Source organism: Neorhizobium sp. BT27B, assembly GCF_050455485.1.
In the GTDB taxonomy this organism is placed as follows: Bacteria; Pseudomonadota; Alphaproteobacteria; order Rhizobiales; family Rhizobiaceae; genus Neorhizobium.
This window is the reverse complement of record NZ_JBCIYT010000004.1, coordinates 258,291-282,014: the sequence shown is the minus strand read 5'-3', so window position 1 is coordinate 282,014 and position 23,724 is coordinate 258,291. Positions and strand designations below refer to the sequence as shown.

The 23,724-nt window shown below is 58.8% G+C and carries 20 protein-coding genes; 11 read left to right on the top strand and 9 right to left on the bottom strand.

The annotated features are described in order from the left end of the window. Positions 1 to 65: 65 nt before the first annotated feature. The 4 genes from AAIH70_RS13070 to AAIH70_RS13055 all read right to left on the bottom strand — a co-directional run bounded on the left by AAIH70_RS13070 (position 66) and on the right by AAIH70_RS13055 (position 5,506). Positions 66 to 2,075: an acetyl-CoA carboxylase biotin carboxylase subunit gene (locus AAIH70_RS13070; protein ID WP_132275093.1), complete on the bottom strand. Its 2,010-nt coding sequence runs from the start codon at positions 2,073 to 2,075 to the stop codon at positions 66 to 68. 12 nt (positions 2,076 to 2,087) lie between these two features. Next, entirely contained in the window at positions 2,088 to 3,620 is a 1,533-nt protein-coding gene (locus tag AAIH70_RS13065; protein WP_132275096.1) for an acyl-CoA carboxylase subunit beta, read from the bottom strand. 125 nt (positions 3,621 to 3,745) lie between these two features. Next, complete coding sequence (locus AAIH70_RS13060) at positions 3,746 to 4,174, bottom strand: YqaA family protein (RefSeq protein ID WP_132275099.1); 429 nt, start codon at positions 4,172 to 4,174, stop codon at positions 3,746 to 3,748. 93 nt (positions 4,175 to 4,267) lie between these two features. Beyond that, complete coding sequence (locus tag AAIH70_RS13055) at positions 4,268 to 5,506, bottom strand: PAS domain-containing protein (RefSeq protein ID WP_132275101.1); 1,239 nt, start codon at positions 5,504 to 5,506, stop codon at positions 4,268 to 4,270. Positions 5,507 to 5,820: 314 nt separating this feature from the next. Here AAIH70_RS13055 and AAIH70_RS13050 point away from each other — a divergent pair, with 314 nt between their 5' ends. The 8 genes from AAIH70_RS13050 (at position 5,821) to AAIH70_RS13015 (ending at position 13,934) form a co-directional block, all read left to right on the top strand. After that, positions 5,821 to 6,462, top strand: coding sequence for a TetR/AcrR family transcriptional regulator (locus AAIH70_RS13050; protein ID WP_165932041.1), 642 nt, complete (start codon positions 5,821 to 5,823; stop codon positions 6,460 to 6,462). A gap of 18 nt (positions 6,463 to 6,480) precedes the next feature. Further along, positions 6,481 to 7,584: an efflux RND transporter periplasmic adaptor subunit gene (locus tag AAIH70_RS13045; protein ID WP_132275107.1), complete on the top strand. Its 1,104-nt coding sequence runs from the start codon at positions 6,481 to 6,483 to the stop codon at positions 7,582 to 7,584. Position 7,585: 1 nt separating this feature from the next. Continuing rightward, on the top strand, positions 7,586 to 10,732 hold the full coding sequence (locus tag AAIH70_RS13040; RefSeq protein ID WP_430034327.1) for an efflux RND transporter permease subunit: 3,147 nt from the start codon (positions 7,586 to 7,588) through the stop codon (positions 10,730 to 10,732). A gap of 55 nt (positions 10,733 to 10,787) precedes the next feature. After that, positions 10,788 to 11,168 carry a pore-forming ESAT-6 family protein gene (locus AAIH70_RS13035; protein WP_132275112.1) on the top strand — a complete coding sequence of 127 codons (381 nt, stop codon included), beginning with the start codon at positions 10,788 to 10,790 and terminating at the stop codon, positions 11,166 to 11,168. A gap of 409 nt (positions 11,169 to 11,577) precedes the next feature. Next, positions 11,578 to 12,213, top strand: a complete 636-nt coding sequence (locus tag AAIH70_RS13030) for a trimeric intracellular cation channel family protein (protein ID WP_245519182.1) — start codon at positions 11,578 to 11,580, stop codon at positions 12,211 to 12,213. 86 nt (positions 12,214 to 12,299) lie between these two features. Beyond that, positions 12,300 to 12,458: a YqaE/Pmp3 family membrane protein gene (locus AAIH70_RS13025; RefSeq protein ID WP_112733530.1), complete on the top strand. Its 159-nt coding sequence runs from the start codon at positions 12,300 to 12,302 to the stop codon at positions 12,456 to 12,458. Positions 12,459 to 12,860: 402 nt separating this feature from the next. Then, positions 12,861 to 13,022, top strand: a complete 162-nt coding sequence (locus AAIH70_RS13020) for a hypothetical protein (protein WP_348639721.1) — start codon at positions 12,861 to 12,863, stop codon at positions 13,020 to 13,022. Between the two features lie 135 nt (positions 13,023 to 13,157). Continuing rightward, on the top strand, positions 13,158 to 13,934 hold the full coding sequence (locus AAIH70_RS13015) for a DUF1194 domain-containing protein (RefSeq protein WP_132275120.1): 777 nt from the start codon (positions 13,158 to 13,160) through the stop codon (positions 13,932 to 13,934). Positions 13,935 to 13,948: 14 nt separating this feature from the next. On the opposite strand, the gene AAIH70_RS13010 is transcribed toward AAIH70_RS13015, so the two are convergent. The 5 genes from AAIH70_RS13010 to AAIH70_RS12990 all read right to left on the bottom strand — a co-directional run bounded on the left by AAIH70_RS13010 (position 13,949) and on the right by AAIH70_RS12990 (position 19,559). Next, complete coding sequence (locus tag AAIH70_RS13010; RefSeq protein WP_132275123.1) at positions 13,949 to 14,731, bottom strand: SDR family oxidoreductase; 783 nt, start codon at positions 14,729 to 14,731, stop codon at positions 13,949 to 13,951. Positions 14,732 to 14,807: 76 nt separating this feature from the next. Further along, on the bottom strand, positions 14,808 to 15,827 hold the full coding sequence (gene tcuB, locus AAIH70_RS13005; RefSeq protein WP_430034323.1) for a tricarballylate utilization 4Fe-4S protein TcuB: 1,020 nt from the start codon (positions 15,825 to 15,827) through the stop codon (positions 14,808 to 14,810). Next, on the bottom strand, positions 15,814 to 17,034 hold the full coding sequence (tcuA, locus tag AAIH70_RS13000) for an FAD-dependent tricarballylate dehydrogenase TcuA (RefSeq protein ID WP_132275129.1): 1,221 nt from the start codon (positions 17,032 to 17,034) through the stop codon (positions 15,814 to 15,816). Before tcuA ends, tcuB begins: the two co-directional genes overlap by 14 nt. 170 nt (positions 17,035 to 17,204) lie before the next feature. Beyond that, entirely contained in the window at positions 17,205 to 18,305 is a 1,101-nt protein-coding gene (locus AAIH70_RS12995) for an RHE_PE00001 family protein (protein WP_132275131.1), read from the bottom strand. A 525-nt stretch (positions 18,306 to 18,830) separates the two neighbouring features. After that, a complete protein-coding gene (locus AAIH70_RS12990; RefSeq protein WP_207908267.1) occupies positions 18,831 to 19,559 on the bottom strand; it encodes a helix-turn-helix transcriptional regulator in 729 nt (242 codons plus the stop codon). Between the two features lie 309 nt (positions 19,560 to 19,868). On the opposite strand from AAIH70_RS12990, the gene repA reads away from it, so the two are divergent. From repA to repC, 3 genes are all read left to right on the top strand, one after another. Beyond that, positions 19,869 to 21,086 (top strand): plasmid partitioning protein RepA, encoded by a 1,218-nt coding sequence (gene repA, locus AAIH70_RS12985; RefSeq protein ID WP_132275134.1) that lies wholly within the window; start codon positions 19,869 to 19,871, stop codon positions 21,084 to 21,086. Beyond that, on the top strand, positions 21,083 to 22,120 hold the full coding sequence (repB, locus tag AAIH70_RS12980) for a plasmid partitioning protein RepB (protein WP_132275136.1): 1,038 nt from the start codon (positions 21,083 to 21,085) through the stop codon (positions 22,118 to 22,120). Before repA ends, repB begins: the two co-directional genes overlap by 4 nt. 185 nt (positions 22,121 to 22,305) lie before the next feature. Further along, entirely contained in the window at positions 22,306 to 23,721 is a 1,416-nt protein-coding gene (gene repC / locus AAIH70_RS12975; RefSeq protein ID WP_132275139.1) for a plasmid replication protein RepC, read from the top strand. Positions 23,722 to 23,724 lie beyond the last annotated feature (3 nt).

Below are 23,724 nucleotides of genomic sequence, written 5' to 3'. Positions count from 1 at the left end.
TCATCTGAAACAACGAGACGGCGGGACAGCGAAAGCGTCCCGCCGTTTCCATATCCGCCAAACCGTCACTCGAATTCCATGATCAGATCGTCGGTCGCGAGACTTTGGCCAAGCTCGGCGGCGACGTGTTTGACCACGCCCCTGCGCTCGGCCTTCAACACGTTTTCCATCTTCATCGCCTCGACCGAGACGAGCGGTTGGCCGGCTTCCACCGCATCACCGGCCTGAACGGTGATCGATGTGACCACGCCCGGCATCGGGCACAACAACATTTTAGACGTATCCGGCGGCAGCTTGACCGGCATCAGCCGCGCAAGGCCAGCGACCCGCTTTGAGCGCACGCGTGCCAAAACATCGATGCCACGAACACGAAGACGGATCGCCGAGCCGACAAGATTGACCTTTACCGCCAAACTTTCGCCGCCGACGACACACTGCGCCAGCGTCTGACCCGGCAACCAGTCGCAGGTTACCGACAATGACGAACCGTCGGCAAACACCGCGTCGCTTCCGTCCTTCAGAGACAGCGCGACCTCGCCATGCGGCAACATCACCACCCAGTCGTCTCCGACAACAGCCCGGCGATTGGCAAGCACTCCCGAAATTTCAGCGGCTCTCAGGCGGATCGTTCGGTTGATGAGGGCCGCGATGGTGGCGAGCTTTTTTGATGACAGATCATTCGGTGCGACACCGTCAAACCCATCCGGAAATTCTTCCGCGATATAGGCCGTCGTCAACCGGCCGCTGCGAAACCGCTCCTGGCTCATGACTGCCGACAGGAATGGCAGGTTATGGCCGATCCCCTCCAGCTCGAAACGATCCAGCGCCTCCGCCATCGCATCGACAGCGGCCAAACGGGCCACATTCCCCTCGCCCGGCGCCCAGGTACAAAGCTTGGCGATCATCGGATCGTAATACATCGAGATCTCGCCGCCTTCGAACACGCCGGTATCGTTGCGCAGGATCGTGCCATCGGCCATCGCACCTTCAGCCGGCGGGCGATAGCGCGTCAGCCGGCCGATCGACGGCAGAAAGTTGCGATAGGGATCCTCGGCATAAAGCCGGCTTTCGATCGCCCAGCCATTCAACTTGATATCGTCTTGGCCAAAACCGAGTTTTTCGCCGGCGGCAACGCGGATCATCTGTTCCACCAGATCGATGCCGGTCACCAGTTCCGTCACCGGATGCTCGACCTGCAGGCGGGTGTTCATTTCCAGAAAATAGAAATTGCGATCGCCATCGACGATAAATTCCACCGTGCCGGCCGAGTGATAACCAACGGCCTTGGCCAGCTTGACCGCCTGCTCGCCCATGGCTTTTCGCGTGGCTTCATCAAGGAAGGGCGATGGCGCTTCCTCGATCACCTTCTGGTTTCGCCGCTGGATCGAGCATTCGCGTTCACCGAGATAAAGCGTGGTGCCGTGGTTATCGCCAAGAACCTGAATTTCGATGTGGCGCGGTTGAGTGACGAATTTTTCGATGAAAATCCGGTCATCGCCAAAGGCGTTTCTGGCCTCGTTTTTCGACGACTGAAAACCTTCGCGCGCCTCAGCGTCATTCCAGGCGATGCGCATGCCCTTGCCGCCACCACCGGCAGAGGCCTTGATCATCACCGGATAACCGATCGAGGTCGCGATCTTCACGGCCTCATCCGCATCCCCGATCAGCCCCATATGGCCGGGCACGGTGGAAACACCGGCATCGGCCGCGATCTTTTTCGAGGTTATCTTGTCGCCCATCGCCTCGATGGCACCGACCGGCGGGCCGATAAAGGCGACGTTCGCCGCTTTCAGCGCTGCCGCAAAAGCCGCATTTTCCGACAGAAACCCATAACCGGGATGCACGGCGTCCGCTCCGGTCTTGGCGATCGCCTCGATGATCTTGTCGATGACCAGATAGGACTGGCTCGACGCGGCCGGGCCGATATGCACCGCCTCATCCGCCAGCGCCACATGCAGCGCATTGGCGTCCGCATCCGAATAAACGGCAACGGTGGCAATGCCCATCTTTTTCGCCGTCTTGATAACCCGGCAGGCGATCTCGCCACGATTGGCAATGAGGATTTTCTTGAACATTTCAGGCCTCCTCTAAAGCGGAATCGTGTCGTGTTTTTTCCAATGCGTTTTCACCTGCTTGTTGCGCAGCAAGGCAAACGCGCGGGCGATACGCCGCCGTGAGGAATGCGGCATGATCACCTCATCGATAAAACCGCGTTCGGCCGCCACGAACGGGTTGGCGAACCGCGCCTCATATTCGCTCTGGCGCACGGCAATCTTGTCCGCATCGCCGAGTTCGGAACGATAGAGAATTTCGGTTGCGCCCTTCGCCCCCATCACTGCGATCTCGGCCGTCGGCCAGGCATAGTTGATATCCGCGCCGATATGTTTTGACGCCATCACGTCATAAGCGCCGCCATAGGCTTTACGCGTGATCAACGTCACCATCGGCACCGTCGCTTCCGAATAGGCGAACAGCAATTTGGCGCCGTGCTTGATGACGCCACCATATTCCTGCGCCACACCCGGCAGAAAACCGGGCACATCCACCAGCGTCAAAAGCGGAATGGAAAACGCATCGCAGAAACGCACGAACCGTGCCGCCTTGCGCGAACTGTCGATATCGAGGCAGCCGGCCAGCACCATAGGCTGGTTGGCGACGACACCGATCGTCTGCCCTTCCAGCCTGATGAAGCCGGTGATGATGTTTTTCGCAAAGGCTTCCTGGATCTCGAAAAAATCGCCCTCATCGGCGAGCGCGAGGATCAGTTCCTTCATGTCATAGGGTTTTGCGGCGCTGTCGGGGATCAGCGTATCGAGCCGCATTTCAAGGCGGTTCGGATCGTCGTGAAACGGCCGCGAGGGCACGCCGCTGCGATTGTTAGCCGGCAAAAAGTCGAACAGCTGCCGCACCGCCTCCAGCGCTTCGACATCGTTTTCGAAGGCGGCATCGGCAACGGATGATTTTTTCGTATGGGTGGAAGCGCCGCCCAGATCTTCCGCAGAAACGATCTCGTTGGTGACCGTCTTCACCACATCCGGGCCGGTGACGAACATGTAGGCGGTGTCGCGCACCATGAAGATGAAATCGGTCATGGCCGGCGAATAGACGGCACCACCGGCGCATGGGCCCATGATCACGGAAATCTGCGGGATGACGCCTGAGGCCTCGGCATTGCGGCGAAACACTTCTGCATAACCGCCAAGCGAAGCAACACCTTCCTGAATACGCGCGCCGCCCGAGTCATTGAGGCCGATCACCGGCGCACCGACCTTCACCGCCATATCCATGACCTTGCAGATTTTCTGCGCATGGGTTTCCGACAGCGAGCCGCCGAGCACGGTGAAATCCTGGCTGAAAACATAGACCTGCCGGCCGTTGATCGTGCCCCAGCCGGTGACGACGCCATCGCCGGCGATCTTATGGTTTTCCATGCCGAAATCGGTGCAGCGATGGGTGACATACATGTCGAATTCTTCGAACGATCCTTCGTCCAGCAGAACCTCGATGCGTTCGCGCGCCGTCAGCTTGCCCTTGGCATGCTGAGCCGCAATACGCTTCTCGCCGCCGCCCAGCCGCGCTTCGGCACGACGACGCTCCACCTCGTCCAGCACAGTTTGCATGATGCCTCCCGCTATGCACTTCGCAAGCAGTCATAACTGATGATTGTCAGGCGGAAAGCAAGACGGCGCCGATGCAGGTTGGAATTTTGGCGTCGGCAAGGAGCATGCGCTACTGGTCGAACAAGTCAGACAAGGCCGACCGTGATGGCGGCAAGAATGGCGTAACGCGCCGTCTTGGCAATCGTGACCAGAAGGATGAAAACCGGCAGCGGCTCTTTCATCACGCCGGCAACAAGCGTCAGAGGATCGCCGACGATCGGCAACCAGCTGGCCAGCAGCGACCATTTTCCATAAAGTCGATACCAGGCTTGCGCCTTTTCGAGAGCTTTTGGCCTGAGCGGAAACCAGCGGCGATCACGAAACCGCTCGACGCCACGGCCCAAAAGCCAATTGACGATGGACCCCAGAACATTGCCCACCGAGGCGACGACAACGAGCAACCACACCGAATATTCTCCGGTGACGATCAGGCCGACCAGCACCGCTTCGGACTGGGCCGGAAAAATGGTGGCGGCAACGAGCGCGGCGATGAACAGGCTGAAATAGGCAGTCATGCGTTTGGTTTACACGGTTGTCGCTGCGACACACATGTCAAAACGTTCGGATGCAAGTCGAACCGATACACAGATCCGTCAACAGAAACCGCACTAGATTTCCTCAAACAGCGGCTTGCCGAAGGTCAGCTGCGCGACGCCGACCTTGACGACGTCATTCAGGCTGAGGATGTCATCCAGACCGCTGCGCAATATGTCCTGAAAGGCCTGCAAATCGGCCAGCAGATCGGACAGCACTGCCGTTTCCAGATAACCCGCCTCGACCTTGCCCATCACCCTGATCGCAGCGAGGCCGGCGCTCAGCCGCTTTATCTCAAAAACCTCCTCGGCAAAGCGGCGCACTTCGCGCTGGACATCAAAAACGGTGCGCACCGCATCCTGACGGTAGCGGTCTCGCTGTTGCTTCAGCAGCGCGGCTTCCGAAACATGATCGAAATACGGGAGAGGACGCTCGCCGTCGAATATAGTGGCGATTTCATCCTGAATTTCCGACGTCGCAAGAAGGAAGGCACCCTGATGGACTGCCTGCGACACGCGCTCGGTCGCAGCGATGAACTTGTCGAGCCCCAGTCGGATCTGCCCGGACAATTCCTCGTAATTGTTGGAAATCGTGCTGATCGCCTTGCCGGTATCGCCGAGCCGGCTTGCCTGCACGGTGAGGTTCAGCGGCACAAAACGGTATCTCTGATAACCCGCGGCGATGGTGGACGCCGCTTCCAGCAGCAGTTTCGATGCCGACATCAGCTGACCATAAAGCGCCACGGCGGGATGTGCATCCTTTTGCAGATGCCCGGAGCGGCTTGCCAGTTCCGCCGTCAGGCTGGCTCCCATGAAACCATCATAGCTCGAAAAGCCGAGGGCAGAGAGCCTTTGCAGCAAACGCTGCGCACTCTGCGATGGAGACAGGCCCTCGGTCTCCTCCGCTTTCAACAGATCCGCATATTCGCGCAATACGATGGGCAGGAGCGCGCTGCTCGGTTTCATGCGCACCGACATATATCCCGCCGCGATCGGCGAAATGATCGCGTAGACCCAGTAATAACGCCCGTCCTTGGCGCGGTTTTTCACATAGGCGCCAGTCGGCCTGTTCTGACGCAACCGATCCCACAGAAGCTGAAACACGGCGCGCGGCATATCCGGGTGGCGAACGATATTGTGGGGCTTTCCAAGAAGCTCCTGCCAGCAGAAACCGCTGATCTTCTGAAAGACCGTGTTGCCGGCCTGTATCTTTCCCCGCTCATCCGTGCGGGAGAAAAACAGCTCGGCAAAGTCGAGTGGAATTTCGCGCTCGAGCGAAAATTGCTTTTTGGAAGAAACATCCTGATCGCGCATAGAAAATATCCAGCAATATAAACCTCCCACCCAGTCTAAAATTTGCAGAGATATTCGTAATTCTATTCAATTCGGCGGATTTGATCGAGATCAAACATCAATACAGGCGAGGGACGACGATCCACTGAAAACACGTAGCAATCGGGCACGGAAGGCGAAAAACCATTTCTGGGTGTAAAACCGAAACCGAGCCTGACCAACCGCCGGACATGCCGGAGCCGATACCCTGCGTCGCATCACGCCTCAAAATTGTCACTAACTGCCATAATAATTGCCATAAACCGACAACTGATTTGTTCCGGTTGGGAGAGGATATGAGCAGTCGCCGCGAAGATGCCCGTCTGACCGTAGCGCGCCATGCTGCCCGCCTGTTCGTGGAAAATGGATTGGCGGCCACGAGTGGCGCACAGATCGCCAATGCTGCCGGCCTGTCGGAACGCACCATCTGGCGCTACTTCGCCTCGAAGGAAAGCTGCGTCGAACCGCTGTTTTTATCCACCGCCCTGCGCTTTCACGCCAAGCTGCGGCAATGGCCCCGCAATGTGTCGATCGAAGCGCATCTCTATGAATGCTGCCGGCTCGATGACGCATCGCCTCAAGACATTGCCGACGGCGTTCTGGTGGTGCGGCTTCTCACCCGGATGGCGACGGAACCGGCATTGCGCGCCGTCTGGCTGTTTGCCTGTTACCGGGTCGAACAGGACATGATCGACGTCGTTGCCGATCGGCTCGATCGATCGAAGAAGGATTTCGATGTTCGCTTATGCGCCGCGACCGTTGCTGCGGCGATGCGGATGATCGACGAAACGATCAGCATCGCCTCCATTGAACACGGCCAGAAATTCACCACCGAGCAGGTCGTTCACGAGCTTGCACAGGCAATCCGCAAGGCCAGCACTTTACCCATTTGCGATCCGGTCACGCCCAACGTTTTCGGCGCACCGACCCGGCAATGACCCTGAAAGGGACAAACCATGACGACCAAGGGCATTTCGAGCTTCAGCAGATTGGCAACCGTCGCCGTCATCGGCCTTGTGTTGGTGGCAGGCGGTGCCAGCGCGCAACAGCCGGCAAAACTGGAAGGGCCGCTGGAACTTGCCCCGGTCGATGTCAGCAAGGCTGTCCGGCAGGATATCGCAACGGAAGTGCGCATCGCCGGCTCGCTGACGCCGATCCGCCGGTCGACGCTGACATCGCGGGTCTCTTCCACCATCGTTGAACTGCCCGTGCAGATCGGCGACGTCGTCAAGGCCGGCGATCTGCTGGTGCGGTTCGACACCGAGGGACTGGCCTCGGCCGTCACCGCCCGCAAGGCAGAGGTCGATGCGCTGAATGCCCAGGTCGAGCTGGCCGAATCCGTGCTTGAACGCAACACGGCACTGGGAGAGCGTGGCGCCGCATCGGACGCCACCCGGCTGGAGGCGCGCGCCAACCTGTTGAACCTGCGCGCGCAGCTGCGCTCGAAACAGGCGGAGGTCGCCGATTCCGAACGCTCGCTAGCCTATGCCGAACTGCGCGCCGAATTCGACGGTGTCGTGTCCGCCCGCCCGGTCGAGCAGGGCCAGACCGTTGCGCTCAACACCGAGCTGATGACGATCGTCGATCTCAGCCGCATGGAGGTCGATGCCGGCGTGCCGACCAGCCGCATCCCGCTTGTGCAGCTGGAACAGCCGGTCGAGCTTTCGGTCGAAGGTTTCGCCGGCCGCACATTTGCCGGCAAGGTGATGCGCATCTCGCCGACCGCCGTTGCCGGTTCGCGCGCCGTGCGCGTTTTCGTCGCCATCGACAACAATGAGGGCCTGCTGCGTGGTGGCATGTTCACCACCGGCATTCTCAAGGTTGATGATCGCAAGGGTGTGATCGCTTTGCCGACGGCTGCGATCCGGCATGACGGCGACGGCACTTTTGTGCTGAAGGTGGACGGCAATGCGCTGCGCCGCCAACCCGTCAATCTCGGCACGAGCTGGACGGACCGCAACCTCGTGGAAGTGTCGGGCGTGACCGAAGGCGAAACGATCGTCACGGCGCCGCTGCCGGACCTGGTCGCCGGCACCGCCGTCAGCGTCGAGGGCCTCTGATATGTTTCTCACCCGCATCAGCGTCGGTCACCCCGTTTTCGCCACCATGATGATGGTGACGATCCTCGTGGTTGGCCTGTTCTCCTATTCGCGCCTCGGGGTCGACCAGTTCCCGGAAACCGACCTTCCTATCGTCGTCGTCGCCACCACCTATACCGGCGCCTCGCCGGCCTCGGTGGAAAGCGAAGTGTCACGGCCGATCGAATCCTCGCTCAACACCATCGGCGGCATCGATACGATCACCTCGGAATCCTACGAGGGCCGTTCGATCGTCGTCGTGCAGTTCGAACTCGACGTGGACAGCCAAGTGGCCGCGCAGGAAGTGCGGGACCGCGTGGTGCGTCTGGAAGCCACTTTTCCGGACGAAGTCGACACGCCGCAGGTCACCCGCTTCAACCCGGATGACCAGCCGATCCTGTCGATCGCTGCCTCCTCCCCCACCCGCACGCTTTCGGAAATCACCACGCTTGCCAACCGCGTCATCACCAACCGGCTGAGCGTCATCGGCGGTGTCGGCCAGATTTCACTGGTCGGCGGCAGCGAGCGGCAGGTCCTCGTGGTGGTCGATCCCGACCGGCTGGAGGCTTATGGCGTCAGCGTTTCGACGATTATGGATGCCATTCGCCGCGAAAATCAGGACCGCGCCGCCGGCACACTGATCTCCGGCATCAACCAGCGCATCGTCACCGTCGAAGGCCGCATTCCCGATGCCGCGGGCTTCAACAGCATCATCGTGGCCCAGAGCGGCGGTTATCCCGTCTACCTCTCGGATGTCGCTTCCATTCTCGATACCGGCGCCGAAATCACCAGCCGCGCTACCTATCAGGGCGCGCCGTCGCTCGGTCTCGATATCGTCAAGGTTCAAGGGGCCAACACCGTCGAGGTGGCTTCGGCCTTGCGCAAGGAAATCACCACTCTCAACACCGAGCTTGCCAAGGAAAATGTCGAGCTCACCATCACCCGCGACAATTCCCGCGCCATTGCCTCGCAGGTCTCGGAAGTGCAACGCACGCTGATCGAAGGCGGCGTGCTGACGGTGCTGATCGTCTTCGTTTTCCTCAACTCATGGCGCTCCACCGTCATTACCGGCCTGACGCTGCCGATCTCCGTCATCGGCACGTTCGCGGTCATTTATGCGCTCGGCTTCACCCTCAACACGATGACGCTGATGGCGCTGTCCCTGTCGATCGGCATTCTCATCGATGACGCCATCGTCGTGCGTGAAAACATCACCCGCCATCTGCAAATGGGCAAGGACCACGTCAAGGCGGCACTGGATGGCACCAACGAGATCGGCCTTGCCGTTCTCGCCACCACGCTATGCATCGTCGCGGTGTTTCTGCCTGTCGCCTTCATGGGCGGCCTGATCGGCCGCTTCTTCCTGCAATTCGGCGTCACCGTCGCCGCAGCAGTGATGATCTCGCTGTTCGTGTCCTTCACACTTGATCCGATGCTGTCGAGCGTCTGGCATGATCCGCAAAGCCAGAAGGGTGCCAAGCGCGGGTTTATCGGCCGCGCCGTCGAACGGTTCGATCACTGGTTCGAGGGATTGGCCGGGCGTTATCGTTCGCTCATCCACTGGACCTTCGACCACCGCAAGACGACGATTGCCATCGTTGCCGCCATGTTCGTCGGAAGTCTGGCTCTGATCCCGCGCATCGGCGCCGAATTTCTGCCGCCTGCCGATCAGGGCGAAGTCAGCGTATCGCTGGAGGCAGCCCAGGGGTCCTCCCTCGATTATATGGCCGCGAAGGTCAGCCAGGTCGAAAAGGCACTGCGTGAATTCCCTTATGTCTCGGCCACCTATTCCACCATCAATTCCGGCGGCGCGCGTGGCTTCAACCAGGCCAATGTCGCCGTGCAGCTGGTGCCGAATGCCGACCGCACCGTGACGACGGCACAGAGCATCGATCCGATCCGCCAGCGGCTGGCCCGTATTGCCGGGTTGGAAATCTCCGTTGGCCAGTCCTCCGGCATGGGCGGCGCATCGAAACCGCTGCAGCTTTCGATCCTCGGTGACGGCGATCAGGAACTGCGCCGCATCTCCGACCAGATCACCACAGCGCTTGCCGCAGTTCCGGGCGCAACGGAAGTGGAATCCTCGATTGAGAACGTCCGGCCGACCATCGCGGTCAGGGTACGCCGTGAAGCGGCAAGCGATCTCGGCGTGTCGATCTCCACGATCGGCGATACGCTGCGGCCTCTTGTGGCCGGTGATGCGATCTCTGTGTGGAATGCGCCGGATGGCGAATCCTACGACGTGACGCTCCGTCTGCCGGCAACGGGCCGGCGCGACGCGGCGCAGCTGCGCAACCTCACCATTTCCACCGGCCGCACCGATGACGACGGCAAGCCGATCACCGTGCTGCTCGATCAGGTTGCCGATGTGGTGGAAAGCACGGCGCCGGACTCCATCACCCGCAAGGATCTTTCGCGCGAAGTGCGCATCTCCAGCAATATCGAAGGCCGTGCACTGGGTGACATCACGACAGATCTCAATGCCGCCATCGCCAAGATGGATATCCCCGTCGGCTACCGCATCTCGTTTGGCGGCGATGCGGAAAACCTTGCCGAGAGCATGGGGTATGCCGTGCAGTCGCTCGTACTCGCCGTCATCTTCATCTACATCATCCTCGCTTCGCAGTTCGGCTCGTTCATCCAGCCGATCGCCATCATGATGACGCTGCCGCTATCGCTGATCGGCGTGTTGCTCGGGCTGTTGTTCACCGGCTCGACGCTCAACATGTTTTCCATGATCGGCTTCATCATGCTGATGGGCCTCGTCACCAAGAACGCCATCCTGCTGGTCGATTACTCCAATCTCGGCGTGCGCGATGGCAAGACCCTGCGCCAGAGCCTTGCCGATGCCGGCGCGGTGCGCCTGCGGCCGATCATCATGACCACGCTTGCGATGATTTTCGGCATGCTGCCGATGGCGCTGGGGTTGGGCGAAGGCGGCGAACAGCGCGCTCCGATGGCGCATGCGGTGATCGGCGGGCTGATCTCCTCGACGCTGCTGACACTGGTCTTCGTGCCGGTGGTGCTGACCTATCTCGATGGCATGGGCCGCCGCGTGTCACGCTGGTTTTCGCATTCCCCGGAAAAGCGCCCATCCACTCTGGCCGCACCGGATCAGAACCCTAATTAAGCGACCGCTGGCATATCCAAATCATTGTCAGGCTAGGGATTTTAAGGAAACACAGATGAAGAAAATCGTTTTGACCGGTCTGGTGGCGCTCGGCTTTGTTGCGCCGGCTTTTGCGCAAGCCACCAACGAGCAGATGGAAATGGCCTATAACTCGGCCCGCAACCAACTAGGCGTCCTGAAATATTGCCAGAACGAAGGCCATATCGACGGCGCGGCCGTCACCGTACAGGGCAAGCTGATTGCGCTCATTCCGGCGCCGAGCGACACGACCAAGGGCGACGAAGCCGAAAAGATCGGCGAAAAAGGCACGATCGCCGCCATGGGTGTGAACCAGGAGCTCGCCGCGTCCGCCAACGCGCAGAATGTTACCGAAAAGCAGTTTTGCGATGTTGTCGCCAACGCCGTGAAGCAGGTCGGCGACCAGTTGCCGAAGTAAGTTTTTCTGGCCCTGCCCACTTCTTGCATTGTCGAGGAGGGGAACGGATATCGGACAAGTCCCCCTCTGGCCTGCCGGCCATCTCCCCCACAAGGGGGGAGAAAACTTGCGGCAACCACCTGCCCCAACTGAGCCAAAACGGATCGGCCGGGTTAAGCCCCTCCCCCTTGTGGGGAGGGGTTTGGGGCGGGGTCTTTCGTCCTAAATAAGAAGGCCTTGCTTAGACGCGACACAATGTTCAGACGACCGGTCGGCAAACGCCGCCGGTCGTTTTTCGTTTAGGACAGGTTTGCTGTAATGATGGGCAAACTGCCCATGCGACATGCATGCCGCTTGTTTCCGGCAGGACGGCCGCATAAAGCATGCAACGAAGTGGATGCCGGGCATTCCGGCCAACAAGGAGAGCGGCGTGCTGACCCTTCTGGACTATGCGGGCGTCGTCGTTTTTGCAGCCGCCGGCGCGCTTGCCGCGTCGCGCAAACAGCTCGATATCATCGGTTTTCTGTTCTTCGCGGCCGTGACCGGCGTTGGCGGCGGAACGCTGCGCGACCTCATTCTCGGCAGGCTGCCGGTCTTCTGGGTCAAGGAACCCGCCTATATTATCGTCTGTGTGGCGACGGGCTTTCTGGTCTTCTTCTCCGCCCATCTTGTCGAGTGGCGCTACAAGCTGCTGCTCTGGCTCGATGCGCTTGGCCTTGCCGCCTATAGCGTCATGGGTGCGCTTATCGGCCTTGAAACCACGGGCTCCCCCATTATCGCCATCGTCACCGGCATGCTGACCGCCACCTGCGGCGGTGTACTGCGCGATATTCTGGCCGATGAACCGTCTGTTCTGTTGCGTCCGGAAATCTACATATCGGCAGCTCTTGCCGGTGCCGGCATCTTCGTTCTCTGCCAGTCTCTCGACATGTCTCTTTACGCCAGCGCCGCAGCGGGTTTTGCCGCCGCTTTCGCGTTGCGCGGCGGTGCGCTTTATTACGGCTGGACCATACCGCGTTATCGCCCACGCCCCGGACGTGATCCGGATGATGCCTTAAAGAAATAAAAAGCAATGGCAAGGTCGGGAACAGATGAACCAAAAACGCACCTGCGCGTTATAGGGCTGAAATTGTTCCAGCAAAGGACCTGAAATTGGACGTTATTCGTATTCTTTTCGCTATTTTCCTGCCACCCGTCGGCGTTTTTCTGCAGGTCGGCCTCGGGCTTCATTTCTGGCTGAACATCCTGCTCACCCTGTGCGGATACATTCCCGGCATCATCCACGCCATCTGGGTCATCGTGAAGAAGTAAACAAACGCCGGTGCGGCGCGATCTGCACCGGCATTTTCACGCTCTGCCGGCTCCGTTCCGAGATATTCAACGCGAGTTCGAGCCACTTATACGTGACAAAATCCAATTATATTCTGTAAACGCGTATTTTTACGGAATAACGAGTACATATCATCTTAAAAGAGCGGTGAGATAACCGCAATTATTGCCTGTTATAAATTGTACATCATTGATTTCATTGGAAAAACAAAACCACCTTTTTTGGTAATGTTTACTTGGTGCGTTTCGCGCCGAGTACAGCTGCGTTATTTGTGAAGTGCGAAATGATTCGCGTGAATATTGGCTAGATGATTTAGCGAGGCTGCTTTGAACGAGCAAAGTAGTACAATTGAGTCCTGGGCTTTCCAGAGAGCACACCAGATCGTGGTTCACCAGGGTCTGAGTCTTGTCGATGCGGCACAGTCGCTCGACCACAAGCGTACCAGCAACCATACCTATGCATTGCGGCAGGCGATTTCCGATTGCCTGCTGGAAGCCCTGAAACACGGCCTCGGCCGCCAGGGACCCGAAGAAGTCATACAGTAAAATCCCGGAAATACCGGCGGGCGCGAAATTTTGGTTGATGATCACCGTTATGTGACACGGTGCTGACACCAAGGTCTCGCGCCGCCTGTCTTCTGTGTTACTCTTCTAATAGATTAACGCAGTGACGGGGTTGAAATGCTGGTCACCTTTGCGATGCTCATGGGGCTTTCCGCCTCTCCCAATCTCACGGCTGCAACAGCGGGCGGTGAGGTGGATGTCGAACTAGCGCTTGCCGTCGATGTCTCGCGCTCGATGGATTACGAAGAAGTACGGATCCAGCGACAGGGTTATGTCGAAGCACTCTCCCATCCTGAATTCATCAACGCCGTCAAAGGTGGAATGCTCGGACGCGTCGCCATCAGCTATTACGAATGGGCCGGCGAAGTCGATGAAGCCTCGGTCATAGACTGGCAGATCATCGAGACGGAAGCGGACGCCAAGGCGTTTGCCGACAAGATCGCCGCGCGCCCGGTCGCCACCCAGCGCCGCACATCGATCTCCGCGGCGATCGGTTATGGTGCGACATCGATCATCGCCAACGATTATCGCGGTATGCGGCAGGTCATCGATGTATCGGGCGACGGGCCGAACAATATAGGCGTGCCGGTGCTGCCCGTGCGCGACAAGGCTATCGAAGCCGGGATTGTCATCAATGGTCTCGCCATCATGCTGCGCCCTTCCGGCACGGCGGGTGGATTGGACCGTTATTATTCCGACTGCGTGGCCGGCGGACCCGGCTCCTTTGTCCTGCCCGTGCACAAAATCGAGGATTTCGCCACGGCCGTGCGCCGCAAGATGGTGATGGAGGTCAGCAACATTTCCCCCTCACCTCAAATGCACAGGATCGCAGCCGAGCCGAAGGCCGACTGTCTTTCCGGCGAGCGGCAATGGCAGGATTTTCTCGATCGCTAATGACAGAGCATCTGTCAGCGCAAAAGCCCCTGCCCGCCATCGATATAGATCGGCACGCCGGTGATGTGTCTTGAACGCGGCGACGCAAGGAACTGCACGAGATCGGCGACATCCTCGCTGCGGCCAGGCCTGCCATCGCTGATCGGCACCTGCCCCGCCGGCCACTCCACCGGGATCGCCGTCTCTTCCGCATGTCGCTGGCGTGTATTGTCCTCGATACTGGTCTCGATCTCGCCGGGGCAGATCGCGTTGACGCGGATGTGGTGTTTTCCAAGCTCCAGCGCCAGCTGCTGCACCATCGCCACCTGCCCTGCCTTGGTCGCGGCATAGGCGGTCGCGCCGGGTGTCGTGAATGTACGGTTTCCGTTGATCGACGAAATGACGATGATCGAGCCACCGCCCTGTGATTTCAGATGCGGCACGGTGGTATGCAGTGTGAGATAGGTGCCTCGCAGATTGACCGAAATCGTTTTGTCCCATTCCTCGGGCTTGAGATCGTCGATCGGCGCCCAGACGCCATTGATGCCCGCATTGGCGACCACGATATCCAGCTGTCCATAGGTCGTCACAAGCTCATCGACGGCGCGACGCATATCACCCTCCGAAGCCACGTCTGCTTCCAGAACCAGCGCCTGCCCGCCCGCATCGACGATTTCCGTTACCGTCCTTTCGATCTCGGATCGCGTGTGACCGAGAATACCTACCTTGGCCCCCTGCCCGGCCAGCATGATCGCTGCCGCCTTGCCGATGCCGGAACCCGCGCCGGTTACCAGCGCCACCTGAGATTTCAGCTCCATGAAAGATCCTTTCGCCGCAGTGCAACCTTTCACCGCCAACGAAAGAAATCTGCCAAGGTTCCGCGAGTGACCCAGATCAGCCGTGCCGCCGCTCCATTGCGGCCCGCAGCAACGCGGCTGCCCGGTACGCGCCGTGTGCCAGCTTGCCGGTCGAGATAAACAGGAAGAGGCTAAGCACCGCGCCGAAATGGATGGCGAGCAGCATGCCCATCATCATCGTCTCGCGCCATATCAGCAACGCAAAACCGCTGACCGAAACCAGCATCAGCAAAGCCAGCAACATGTAGCCGCCGGCGGTCTGAGCCTGCCGCCGCCGGTCACGCCGCAACCTGCTCCACCACAAACCGCCGCAGCCGAACATCATCAGGCTACCACCGATGCTGCCGAGAACGACTGGCAGGCTGGTCATCGGATAGGGCGCCTGAAGACCAATGCTGTGGTGATAGACGGTCGCGACCGCAGTCGAGGCAAAGCAGAAACCAAAGCCGGTGACCAGACCATGATGCGCCCATCGCCGCATTCCGCCATGATCACAAGCAATGCCGCCACCCTCCAGATTGCGCAGGGTCAGACTGTCGGCCAGCGCCGTCATGATCGCACCACGCGGATTACCGCCGCCACTGCTGCGCCAAAAGCGGAAGATCCCGAAGCCAAGGGCAGCAAGTGAACTCATGAGCGCGATGCCGGCACCAATGCTCAGAACCGACCAGGGCAGCACTACGTAAAAGGCACCGGGCCCCAGATGCCGGGCAAACAGGATATCCGATGGCACGAGGAGGAATGTCATCAGCGGCGCCAGCGGCACAAAAAGCAATGTTAGCCACGACCATATCTTCGGCCACAACTGCGACCGCACATCGGCAAGATTTTTCGGTGGATCGATCTCAAAAACATGCGGCGGGGCATATTGGCATGCTTCGAGACAATTGCCGCAATCGTGGCAGAGATGGGCGAGATAGGTGATGTCGCCATCCAAAAGCTGCGGCCGCCTGCCCGCGGCGCGGAACATTTCGCAAAAGCCGCTGCAGTAATCGCAGACGATGCAGATGGCGAGCATCCGCCGGGCTTCGTCCGACAGGGTTTCATCCAAGCGCATGACGGGCTGCCTCCTCACCTGCGATACGCCCGAAGACAGCGCTGATCGTCAGCGCCGTGCCGGAGAGATAACCGATGTGCAGAACCGCCGGCGCCATGATTGCACCTGCCGCGAACAGATTTTTGCTCACCGAACCATCGCCCATTTTCACCCGAGCACGCGTATCGACCCGCAGACCATGGCAGGAAAAGGTCAGCCCCGACACGACCGGATAAGCAAAAAACGGCGCTTTTCTCACCCGGCCGGATTGCCGCGCCGAGCAGGAAAGAGCCGCGAAATCGACCTCGATCAACGCGGCCATCTCGCCAAGATTTGCCGCACGGATGGGCTCGAAGGCCAACCGGGGCATCGCTGCCATGCCTCCCGCATCGAGAACAAGCGTTGCGCTGGGCACCGGCAAGGCGGCAATCGTCTGCCCCCAAATCGAATAGCGCCGGGACCCGACAATCGCCGTCTCGTCGGCAAACCGTCTGCCTTGCGCATCGACCATCATCCCGAATTGCATGCCATCGATGCGGGTCACGATCCCTCCGTCATGGCGGGGTGAGCGGGCGTCGACGGCAACCAGATGTACCGCCCCCGAGACGCCGGCCACCGCAGCCCCTGCCCGGATCAAGCCTTCCATCGGTGCGCCCACATTGAACGGCGTACCGCGATTGATGAACCGCTGCCGGGCATCGGCCTGATCACCTCCACAGCACAGAACCACTGCTGCAGATGGCAACTCACAAAGGGTATCGATGTCCCATGGCGTCTCGTAGCTGACCGCAATACCAAGCGCCTCGATCCTTGCATAAAGTGCGTTGGTTGCCGCCTTTCCACCGCCCAGAAAGAACGCCGTCCTGCGGGAAAACGGGATATGTTTCGTCTGGAAAACCACGCCCTGGTCGGCAAGCCATTCGCCGAGATCAGCCGCGCGGGACGCCAGCATATCGATCAATGCGGCATCCCCATCTCCACGCGAGACCTCGGTCAGCTCCCGAGCAAATTCCTCGACCGGGTAAATGCCCGGAGAATAGGAACTGATGCCATCGTGCGGGATGCGGATATTGCGGGCATGGCGCAGATTGCCACCGCGCATATGCCGGGGAGACGCTTCCAGAATCCGCACCGTCGCACCCGCCTTTTGCGCTGATATGGCCGCACACAAGCCGGCCATTCCGCCGCCGACGACCAGCACCTCCGCCTTGGACGGAGGCGGCCTCATGCCTGAAAACGGCCCGCATTTCGCTCGGTGCGGCGCAGCCATTCGGATGAAATTTGAAAATGTTGCCAGCTGACAACTCTGGAATAATCGGACTTCATGAGCCCTATCTGACCTAAACGGGGTAGCCTGTCCTTGACATCAAACAAGCTCCCGACGGGCCAAAGCCCGCATCAGAGAACACCCCAGGCGCGAAAGCGACCGCGACCGGTCAGTTCCCGCAGGTTCAATTCACCCGCTATTTTCAACGCCCCTTGCGGGGTCACCGACAGCGCGTCTGCGATCATGCCTGTGGAAACGATCGGGTTGGAGAGAATGAGATCGATCAGTTGCGGCAGCTTCGAGGAGCTTCGACGCCCGGCAAGGCGGTGCTCCATCTGCTGCCGTGCCAGCAGCAGGCGATCATGTTCCTTGAGACCGCTTTCGGCCGCCTCGCGCATCGCCTCGATCATCGCAATGAGCCGGACATCGCGATCGCGATGCGTCCTCTTTTGACGTTGAACCTGTTTCAGGCCGACGCTGATCGGCAGCAGATAACCTGCCGTCAGCCCAGCCTCATGCAGAATTGCGGCGGCCAGCAACCGACCCAACCAAGGCACATGTTGAAGAACCTGCAGCACATTCCAGGCATCCAGCACCACCGCCGCACGCACCACCGCCGGCAAACCGTCACTGTCTTTCAGCGCGCGTTGCCACTCCGCAAGCCGCTCATCCTCGTTCCAGTCGGGCTCATAAACAAGTGCATCCCGTTCCGCCGTATCGCGTAAAAGCGCGGTTCCCTTCGCCGCAGCCAGCAGCGCTTCACTGCGCGCAAGGATGACATCGATCGCGGCCAGCTCCGCACCGAGCGGATCCTCATCACCTTCCATCGGCATCATATCCGGTGGCGTCGAAACGGACTTTATCTCAAGATCGGTTTCGGGACCGTCGCCACTCCGCCGCAGCCTGCGGACACCATCCATGCTCAACGCCCAGCCCGGCGGGTTGGCAAGGATCCGACGTCGCGACCGAAGCACGTCCTGCGCGATGGTCAGTTCATGCGTGGGTTTTCGGACCCCCATGCCTGCATCATGCAGGACGAGATCCTCCATATGGACCAGTTCGCCATCCACCCAAAGGGATGCGCAGGCGTCGAAAAAGTGAGACCGGGCCAGCCAGCCATCTCCATGCTGCGAGCGCATGACGCGCTCATCAAGACGCGCCAATGCAGCAGAGGCGGCGGTGGCCGGCTGCAGAAAGTCCTGAAATGGCAGCATTGCGAATTCATACCGCATCCCTCATGGCTAATCGATTCCATTAACCGAGGCGATAGGCGCCATGAATTATAATGCTGGCAACTGAAATTCACTGTACAGAAAAGTAGCAAACGAGCCGAGCCGGTGAGCCAAAACGGCACAAGAACATGACATTACGGGCCACGAAGCTTGCCAATTCAAGCGCCTCAAGTCACGTTTCATCTATCTGAATTATAATGATAATTATTGCGAATTGAAACCTAAACAGCCATTCGGTTTCAGCACATCGACTTCTACACCGACGAGCCTAGTTCAATCAATGCGCCCTCCAAACATCCGAGCCAATCCGATAGACTCAGTCCCGTTGGATACGGTCCAATCTATACCTCAACACCACAAAAAGTGCCAGAGACTTCAGGCATTGCCGACCGTTTTCAACAACACCGCCTGTCGGAAGGCTTGCTGACAAACCAAGTTGCCATGTGGCAACGCAGACCGGCGCGCCCTGCCCTGCTCTTCGTGAAACCAATGCCGGCAATGGCAGGTCGGCTTGGCTTCAGGAGATCACTCGATCAGCCGCCGCCGAATGGCCTCGGCAATGGCTTCGGTGCGGTTGGATGCCCCAACCTTTTTCACCGCACTTTTCATATAGGTATTTACGGTATCGACCTGATAGCCGCTTTCCGCAGCGATGCGCTCGCTGGTCAGCCCATGGCTTGCCAACCGCAGACAGATCAATTCTCCATACGTAAGTTTCAAAGTGTCGGCTGCGAAGCGATCCATCAGCGGTTTGGTAATAGCGACATGCGTCGCCTCGCAGATGCGCTTGAGGAAATCGACTTCATCAGCATTGAACGGCACCGTTCGTATGAAGGTGATGGCGCCATAGACATGCTCGCCACGCCGCAATGGAAACAAGGTGCGATTGAGAACGCCAAAACTTGTCATCAACTGCTGAAGTCTGGCACTGGGCGGCGCAGACACGAACACCTCTGCATCGCAGACCACATCCTTGCCATCCACCGAAGCGGCCACCAGCGGATCGCTCAGATAGAGTTTTTCCGCGGCATAGGCTTCCATGTAGCCGGGGGGAAGATTGGTATCGATCGACTGCCCGCGGCCAAAACGGAAACGATCTATATCGAGACCGCTGACGGCAATGAAATCGAAATGAACGGCACGACGCAACCGCTCGATAAACGGATGATGGTGAAAGAAACGCGTTCGTGGCACCGACGCCAGATCGACGAATTCCCCATAGGGTTCTGCTTGAGAATCGGAAGCCATCGCCATTAAGATCAACCCACCCATTTGATGCGCGGACCATATTCCCGTTCTCGGCCATCGGCAACGCGCCAGTCTAACGGCCGTCGTAGTCGCCGCGGCGCGTGCTTCAGAAACGCGCTGGAGAGAGTCTTTTGGAGAATTGGGGAGGTGGGTTGCCATATGGCAACCTCGTCAATCCTCTACACGGCGGCGATGAACGAATCGTGGAGCAAATGCTGTTAACCTATCGTTAACCCTAAAGGCCTTGCGACTCAGAGCGACTCGCGTCATGGTTCGCTACGGAATATTCCGACACTCTGGAGATTTATCGTAGTTATGGCCAAGACACGTAGTCAGCCAACGGAACCGCAAGAACCCAAGCGTCCGATGACGGAAGTTATCGCTGGCGACGGTGCTGCTTTGTCCGAAGAACTGCAGGCGATGCGTGCTGCGCTCTTTCCTCCCGTTGCGCAGAAAATGCTTCGCTCGTTTTCCTCAGTGGAATCCGCCAAGCTGATTGGCATTGCTGATGCCTATCTTCGTCAGCTCTCCCTGAACGGCAAGGGCCCGCAGCCCACCATCAACTCTGGCGGCCGGCGTTATTATACGCTGGCACAGATCAACGAGATCCGCGCCGTCCTCGACGAAAATGCCAAGGGCAACAAGCGTTATGTCCAGCGCCGCCGCGAAGGTGAACATTGCCAGGTTATGGCCGTGGTCAACTTCAAGGGCGGCAGCGGCAAGACCACCACAGCGGCTCACCTGGCGCAATATCTGGCTTTCCAGGGTTACCGCGTGCTTGCGGTCGATCTCGACCCCCAGGCGTCTCTGACGGCCCTGCATGGCTATCAGCCGGAATACGACATCGCCAGCAACGAAACGATGTATGCGGCTATCCGCTACGACGATCAACGTCGTCCGATGAAGGACATCATTCGCAAAAGCTACATTCCCGGTCTCGACATCGTGCCCGGCAATCTGGAACTGATGGAATATGAACACGACACACCGCGTGCGCTTGCCGAACGCGGTGCGGAACCGTTCTTCGGTCGGGTCGCATCCTCTCTTGGCACGGTGGCAGACGACTACGATGTCATGGTTCTGGATTGCCCGCCGCAGCTCGGTTTCCTGACGCTCGGCGCACTCTGCTCCGCCACAGGCCTTGTCATCACTGCACATCCGCAGATGCTCGATGTCATGTCCATGTGCCAGTTCCTTCTAATGACGTCCGATCTTCTCGGTGTCGTGCAGGAGTCGGGCGGCGATCTGGATTACGATTTCATTCGTTATGTCGTGACGCGTTACGAACCTTCGGATGGACCGCAGACACAGATGGTCGGTTTCATGCGTTCACTGTTCCGTGAACGTGTGCTGACCAACACCATGCTCAAATCGACAGCCATTTCCGATGCCGGCCTTTCCAAGCAGACGCTTTACGAAGTCGGCCGCGAGAACTTTTCGAAAAACACCTATGACCGCGCCATGGAATCTCTGGACGGCGTCAACAGCGAGATTGAAGGTCTGATCCGTCAGGCCTGGGGTAGGGCAGGATGAGCCGTAAGGATACGTTGAAAGCCATGTTGTCACGTCGGGATCATGAGTTGCCAGCTGGCAACCCTGCCGATGACGATACGACTGCCGGCAAGGCCGTTGCCGCAGACACTGGTCACGACGCGAAGATGCAGCATATCCGTTCCGGTGCCGTCGGTGCCATGGGTCGCACGCTTGGTCAGATTGCCAATGCCGCCGATCAGGCCCGCGCGCTTATTGCAGCCGGTTCCGCCGTTGTGGAAATTCCTGCAGAAAAGATCGAGGGCTCGTTCGTCAACGATCGTCTTCCGGATGATGGCGAGGACTTCCAGCGGCTGACCGACGCCATTCGCGAGTCGGGTCAGAAAAGCCCTATCCTTGTCCGTCCGCATCCTGACAAGGCCGACTTCTATCAGATCGCTTTTGGTCATCGTCGTGTGCGCGTTCTGCGGGCCCTCGGTCGTCCGGTCAAGGCTGTCGTACAGAACCTGACGGACGAAGAACTGGTCGTCATCCAGGGTCAGGAAAACTCGGCGCGTTCGGATCTCAGCTATATCGAACGTGGTCTGTTTGCCCTGGCTCTGGAAGAGAAGGGGTTTGATCGCCGTATCATCATGTCGGCACTCGGCATGGAGAAGACACAGCTTTCGCGCCTGATGTCCGTTGCACATGGTCTGCCGCGTTCGCTGATCGAAGCCATTGGTCCGGCCCCTAAGACCGGGCGACCACGCTGGATTGCCTTGACGGAGCGCCTGGCAGAGAAGCCGGAATCGCCAGCACTGTCGGCACTGCTGCGGAACCAGCAATTCCTTCAGTCGGATTCCGATAGCCGTTTCGTCAAGGTCATGACGGCCCTGTCGGTCAAGATCGAGAAGGAAAAGCCGGAACCGATCAAGGCTGCAAGCGGTGTCAAACTGGCAGTGATGGAGCGCTCCAGCAGCCGCACCACGCTTCTCTTCGATGAGAAGGTCGCACCCGAATTCGCAGATTTCGTTGCAGCCCGTCTGCAGGAACTGCATCTGGAATATCTCAAGTCGTCAGCATTGCGTCACGACTGAGACCATCATCAACCCGAACATTTAGGAGAGGGACAAGAGCGCAAAAGAAAAGCCCCCGAACGTCACCGTTACGGAAGCTTTCCTCGTAGTCTGAGCAACTCGAGAATCGCACTTCCTAGAATCAGTGTCAAGCACAGCGTCGTTTCGGCGAGCGAATTTCTTTTGCCTGTCACAAGGTAAAAGTCATGAACAGTGGATATTTGACGACGCCCTTTGGGCGGCGGTCGATGACCCTTGCCATGTTGACGGATCAGATCGTCGACAGTGAAAAGGTATGCGACAAATCCATCGACAAATGGGAACTCTATCGCGCCCTATGCCAGGCAAAGCCGCTTCTTGGCCTGTCTGACCGTGCGCTTGCGCTTATGAATGCGCTGCTGAGCTTCTACCCGAAGGCCGAGATTTCCCTGGCAAACGGTCTTGTCGTTTTTCCTTCCAATCAGGCTCTGTCTCAGAGAAGCCATGGCATGGCCGAACAAACCATCCGTCGCCATCTGGCATCGCTGGTGGACGCCGGTCTTCTGACACGCAAGGACAGCCCGAACGGCAAACGGTACGCACGACGCGGCAGGGCAGGGGATATCACCCAGGCTTTTGGTTTCTCACTGCAGCCGCTTCTTGCCCGTTCCGATGAAATCTTTGATCTCGCCGAGAAGGTCGAGAACCAGCGTCGGCAGACCCATCTTCTGCGGGAAGAGATCTCTTTGCATCGTCGCGATATCGGCAAGCTGCTGATCGTGGTCGAAGTCGAAGACGTTCCCGGTGACTGGAATTCTCTCAAAATCCGTCTGGCTGACCTCGTTTCTGCTCTCCCGCGCAAGGCTGAACTGCATCAGCTCGAAGCACATCTCTCTATTTTATCGCGCGTTCATGCGGAAATTGTCAATTCATTGAAAAACTTTGCAAATTCCCAAAATTTGGGCGGCAACACCTCTCAAACTGAGCGGCACATAGAATCCAAACCAGAATCCAGATTCGATTCAAACATCTCTGTTGTTGAACCGCGCGCGAGCCAAGAAACCTCGAATGATCGGCAGCCGGCAAAACCGCTGTCACTGGATCTGGTCAACCGTGCCTGCCCCAATGTCGCCATCCTCAGCGCAAGCGGCAGTCTGAAAACCATGCAGGACCTGATGTCGGTTCAGCCGGTTCTATGCTCGATGCTCTCCATCAACCGTCAGCTTCTGGAATTGGCACAGAGTTCGATCGGCATCGTCGAGACTGCCGTCACCATTGCCTGCCTCTATGAAAAGGGCGAGGAGATTGCTTCGCCGAGCGGTTATCTTCGCAACCTCGCATCCTCTGCAAAATCAGGCAATTTCCAAGTAAGGCCGATGGTGGAGAGGCTGATGATGACGCAGCTGGCAACTGTCGGAAACGAACAGCACGCCGCTGAGGTCAATGAAGCTGAGGATGGCAGCCTCACCCATCTCAACCACGCATCGGCCTTCCTGACGGCGAATGAAGCCAAACAGGCCTATCTTCTGTCGATGAAGTCGCAATCGTTTTCTGCCACGGCCGGCAAAAGGGCATATCCGGCAAAATCAGCCGTATCGTCCCACCAGCGTATGATGGCAGGACGCTCGGAATATCCAGCATGATCA

What these genes read in the sequence shown, in the direction of transcription:
- AAIH70_RS13070 (WP_132275093.1), bottom strand. Translation starts at nt 2,075, where the DNA reads ATGTTCAAGAAAATCCTCATTGCCAATCGTGGCGAGATCGCCTGCCGG.
- AAIH70_RS13065 (WP_132275096.1), bottom strand. Translation starts at nt 3,620, where the DNA reads ATGCAAACTGTGCTGGACGAGGTGGAGCGTCGTCGTGCCGAAGCGCGG.
- AAIH70_RS13060 (WP_132275099.1), bottom strand. Translation starts at nt 4,174, where the DNA reads ATGACTGCCTATTTCAGCCTGTTCATCGCCGCGCTCGTTGCCGCCACC.
- AAIH70_RS13055 (WP_132275101.1), bottom strand. Translation starts at nt 5,506, where the DNA reads ATGCGCGATCAGGATGTTTCTTCCAAAAAGCAATTTTCGCTCGAGCGC.
- AAIH70_RS13050 (WP_165932041.1), top strand. Translation starts at nt 5,821, where the DNA reads ATGAGCAGTCGCCGCGAAGATGCCCGTCTGACCGTAGCGCGCCATGCT.
- AAIH70_RS13045 (WP_132275107.1), top strand. Translation starts at nt 6,481, where the DNA reads ATGACGACCAAGGGCATTTCGAGCTTCAGCAGATTGGCAACCGTCGCC.
- AAIH70_RS13040 (WP_430034327.1), top strand. Translation starts at nt 7,586, where the DNA reads ATGTTTCTCACCCGCATCAGCGTCGGTCACCCCGTTTTCGCCACCATG.
- AAIH70_RS13035 (WP_132275112.1), top strand. Translation starts at nt 10,788, where the DNA reads ATGAAGAAAATCGTTTTGACCGGTCTGGTGGCGCTCGGCTTTGTTGCG.
- AAIH70_RS13015 (WP_132275120.1), top strand. Translation starts at nt 13,158, where the DNA reads ATGCTGGTCACCTTTGCGATGCTCATGGGGCTTTCCGCCTCTCCCAAT.
- AAIH70_RS13010 (WP_132275123.1), bottom strand. Translation starts at nt 14,731, where the DNA reads ATGGAGCTGAAATCTCAGGTGGCGCTGGTAACCGGCGCGGGTTCCGGC.
- tcuB (WP_430034323.1), bottom strand. Translation starts at nt 15,827, where the DNA reads ATGCGCTTGGATGAAACCCTGTCGGACGAAGCCCGGCGGATGCTCGCC.
- tcuA (WP_132275129.1), bottom strand. Translation starts at nt 17,034, where the DNA reads ATGAGGCCGCCTCCGTCCAAGGCGGAGGTGCTGGTCGTCGGCGGCGGA.
- AAIH70_RS12995 (WP_132275131.1), bottom strand. Translation starts at nt 18,305, where the DNA reads ATGCGGTATGAATTCGCAATGCTGCCATTTCAGGACTTTCTGCAGCCG.
- AAIH70_RS12990 (WP_207908267.1), bottom strand. Translation starts at nt 19,559, where the DNA reads ATGGCGATGGCTTCCGATTCTCAAGCAGAACCCTATGGGGAATTCGTC.
- repA (WP_132275134.1), top strand. Translation starts at nt 19,869, where the DNA reads ATGGCCAAGACACGTAGTCAGCCAACGGAACCGCAAGAACCCAAGCGT.
- repB (WP_132275136.1), top strand. Translation starts at nt 21,083, where the DNA reads ATGAGCCGTAAGGATACGTTGAAAGCCATGTTGTCACGTCGGGATCAT.
- repC (WP_132275139.1), top strand. Translation starts at nt 22,306, where the DNA reads ATGAACAGTGGATATTTGACGACGCCCTTTGGGCGGCGGTCGATGACC.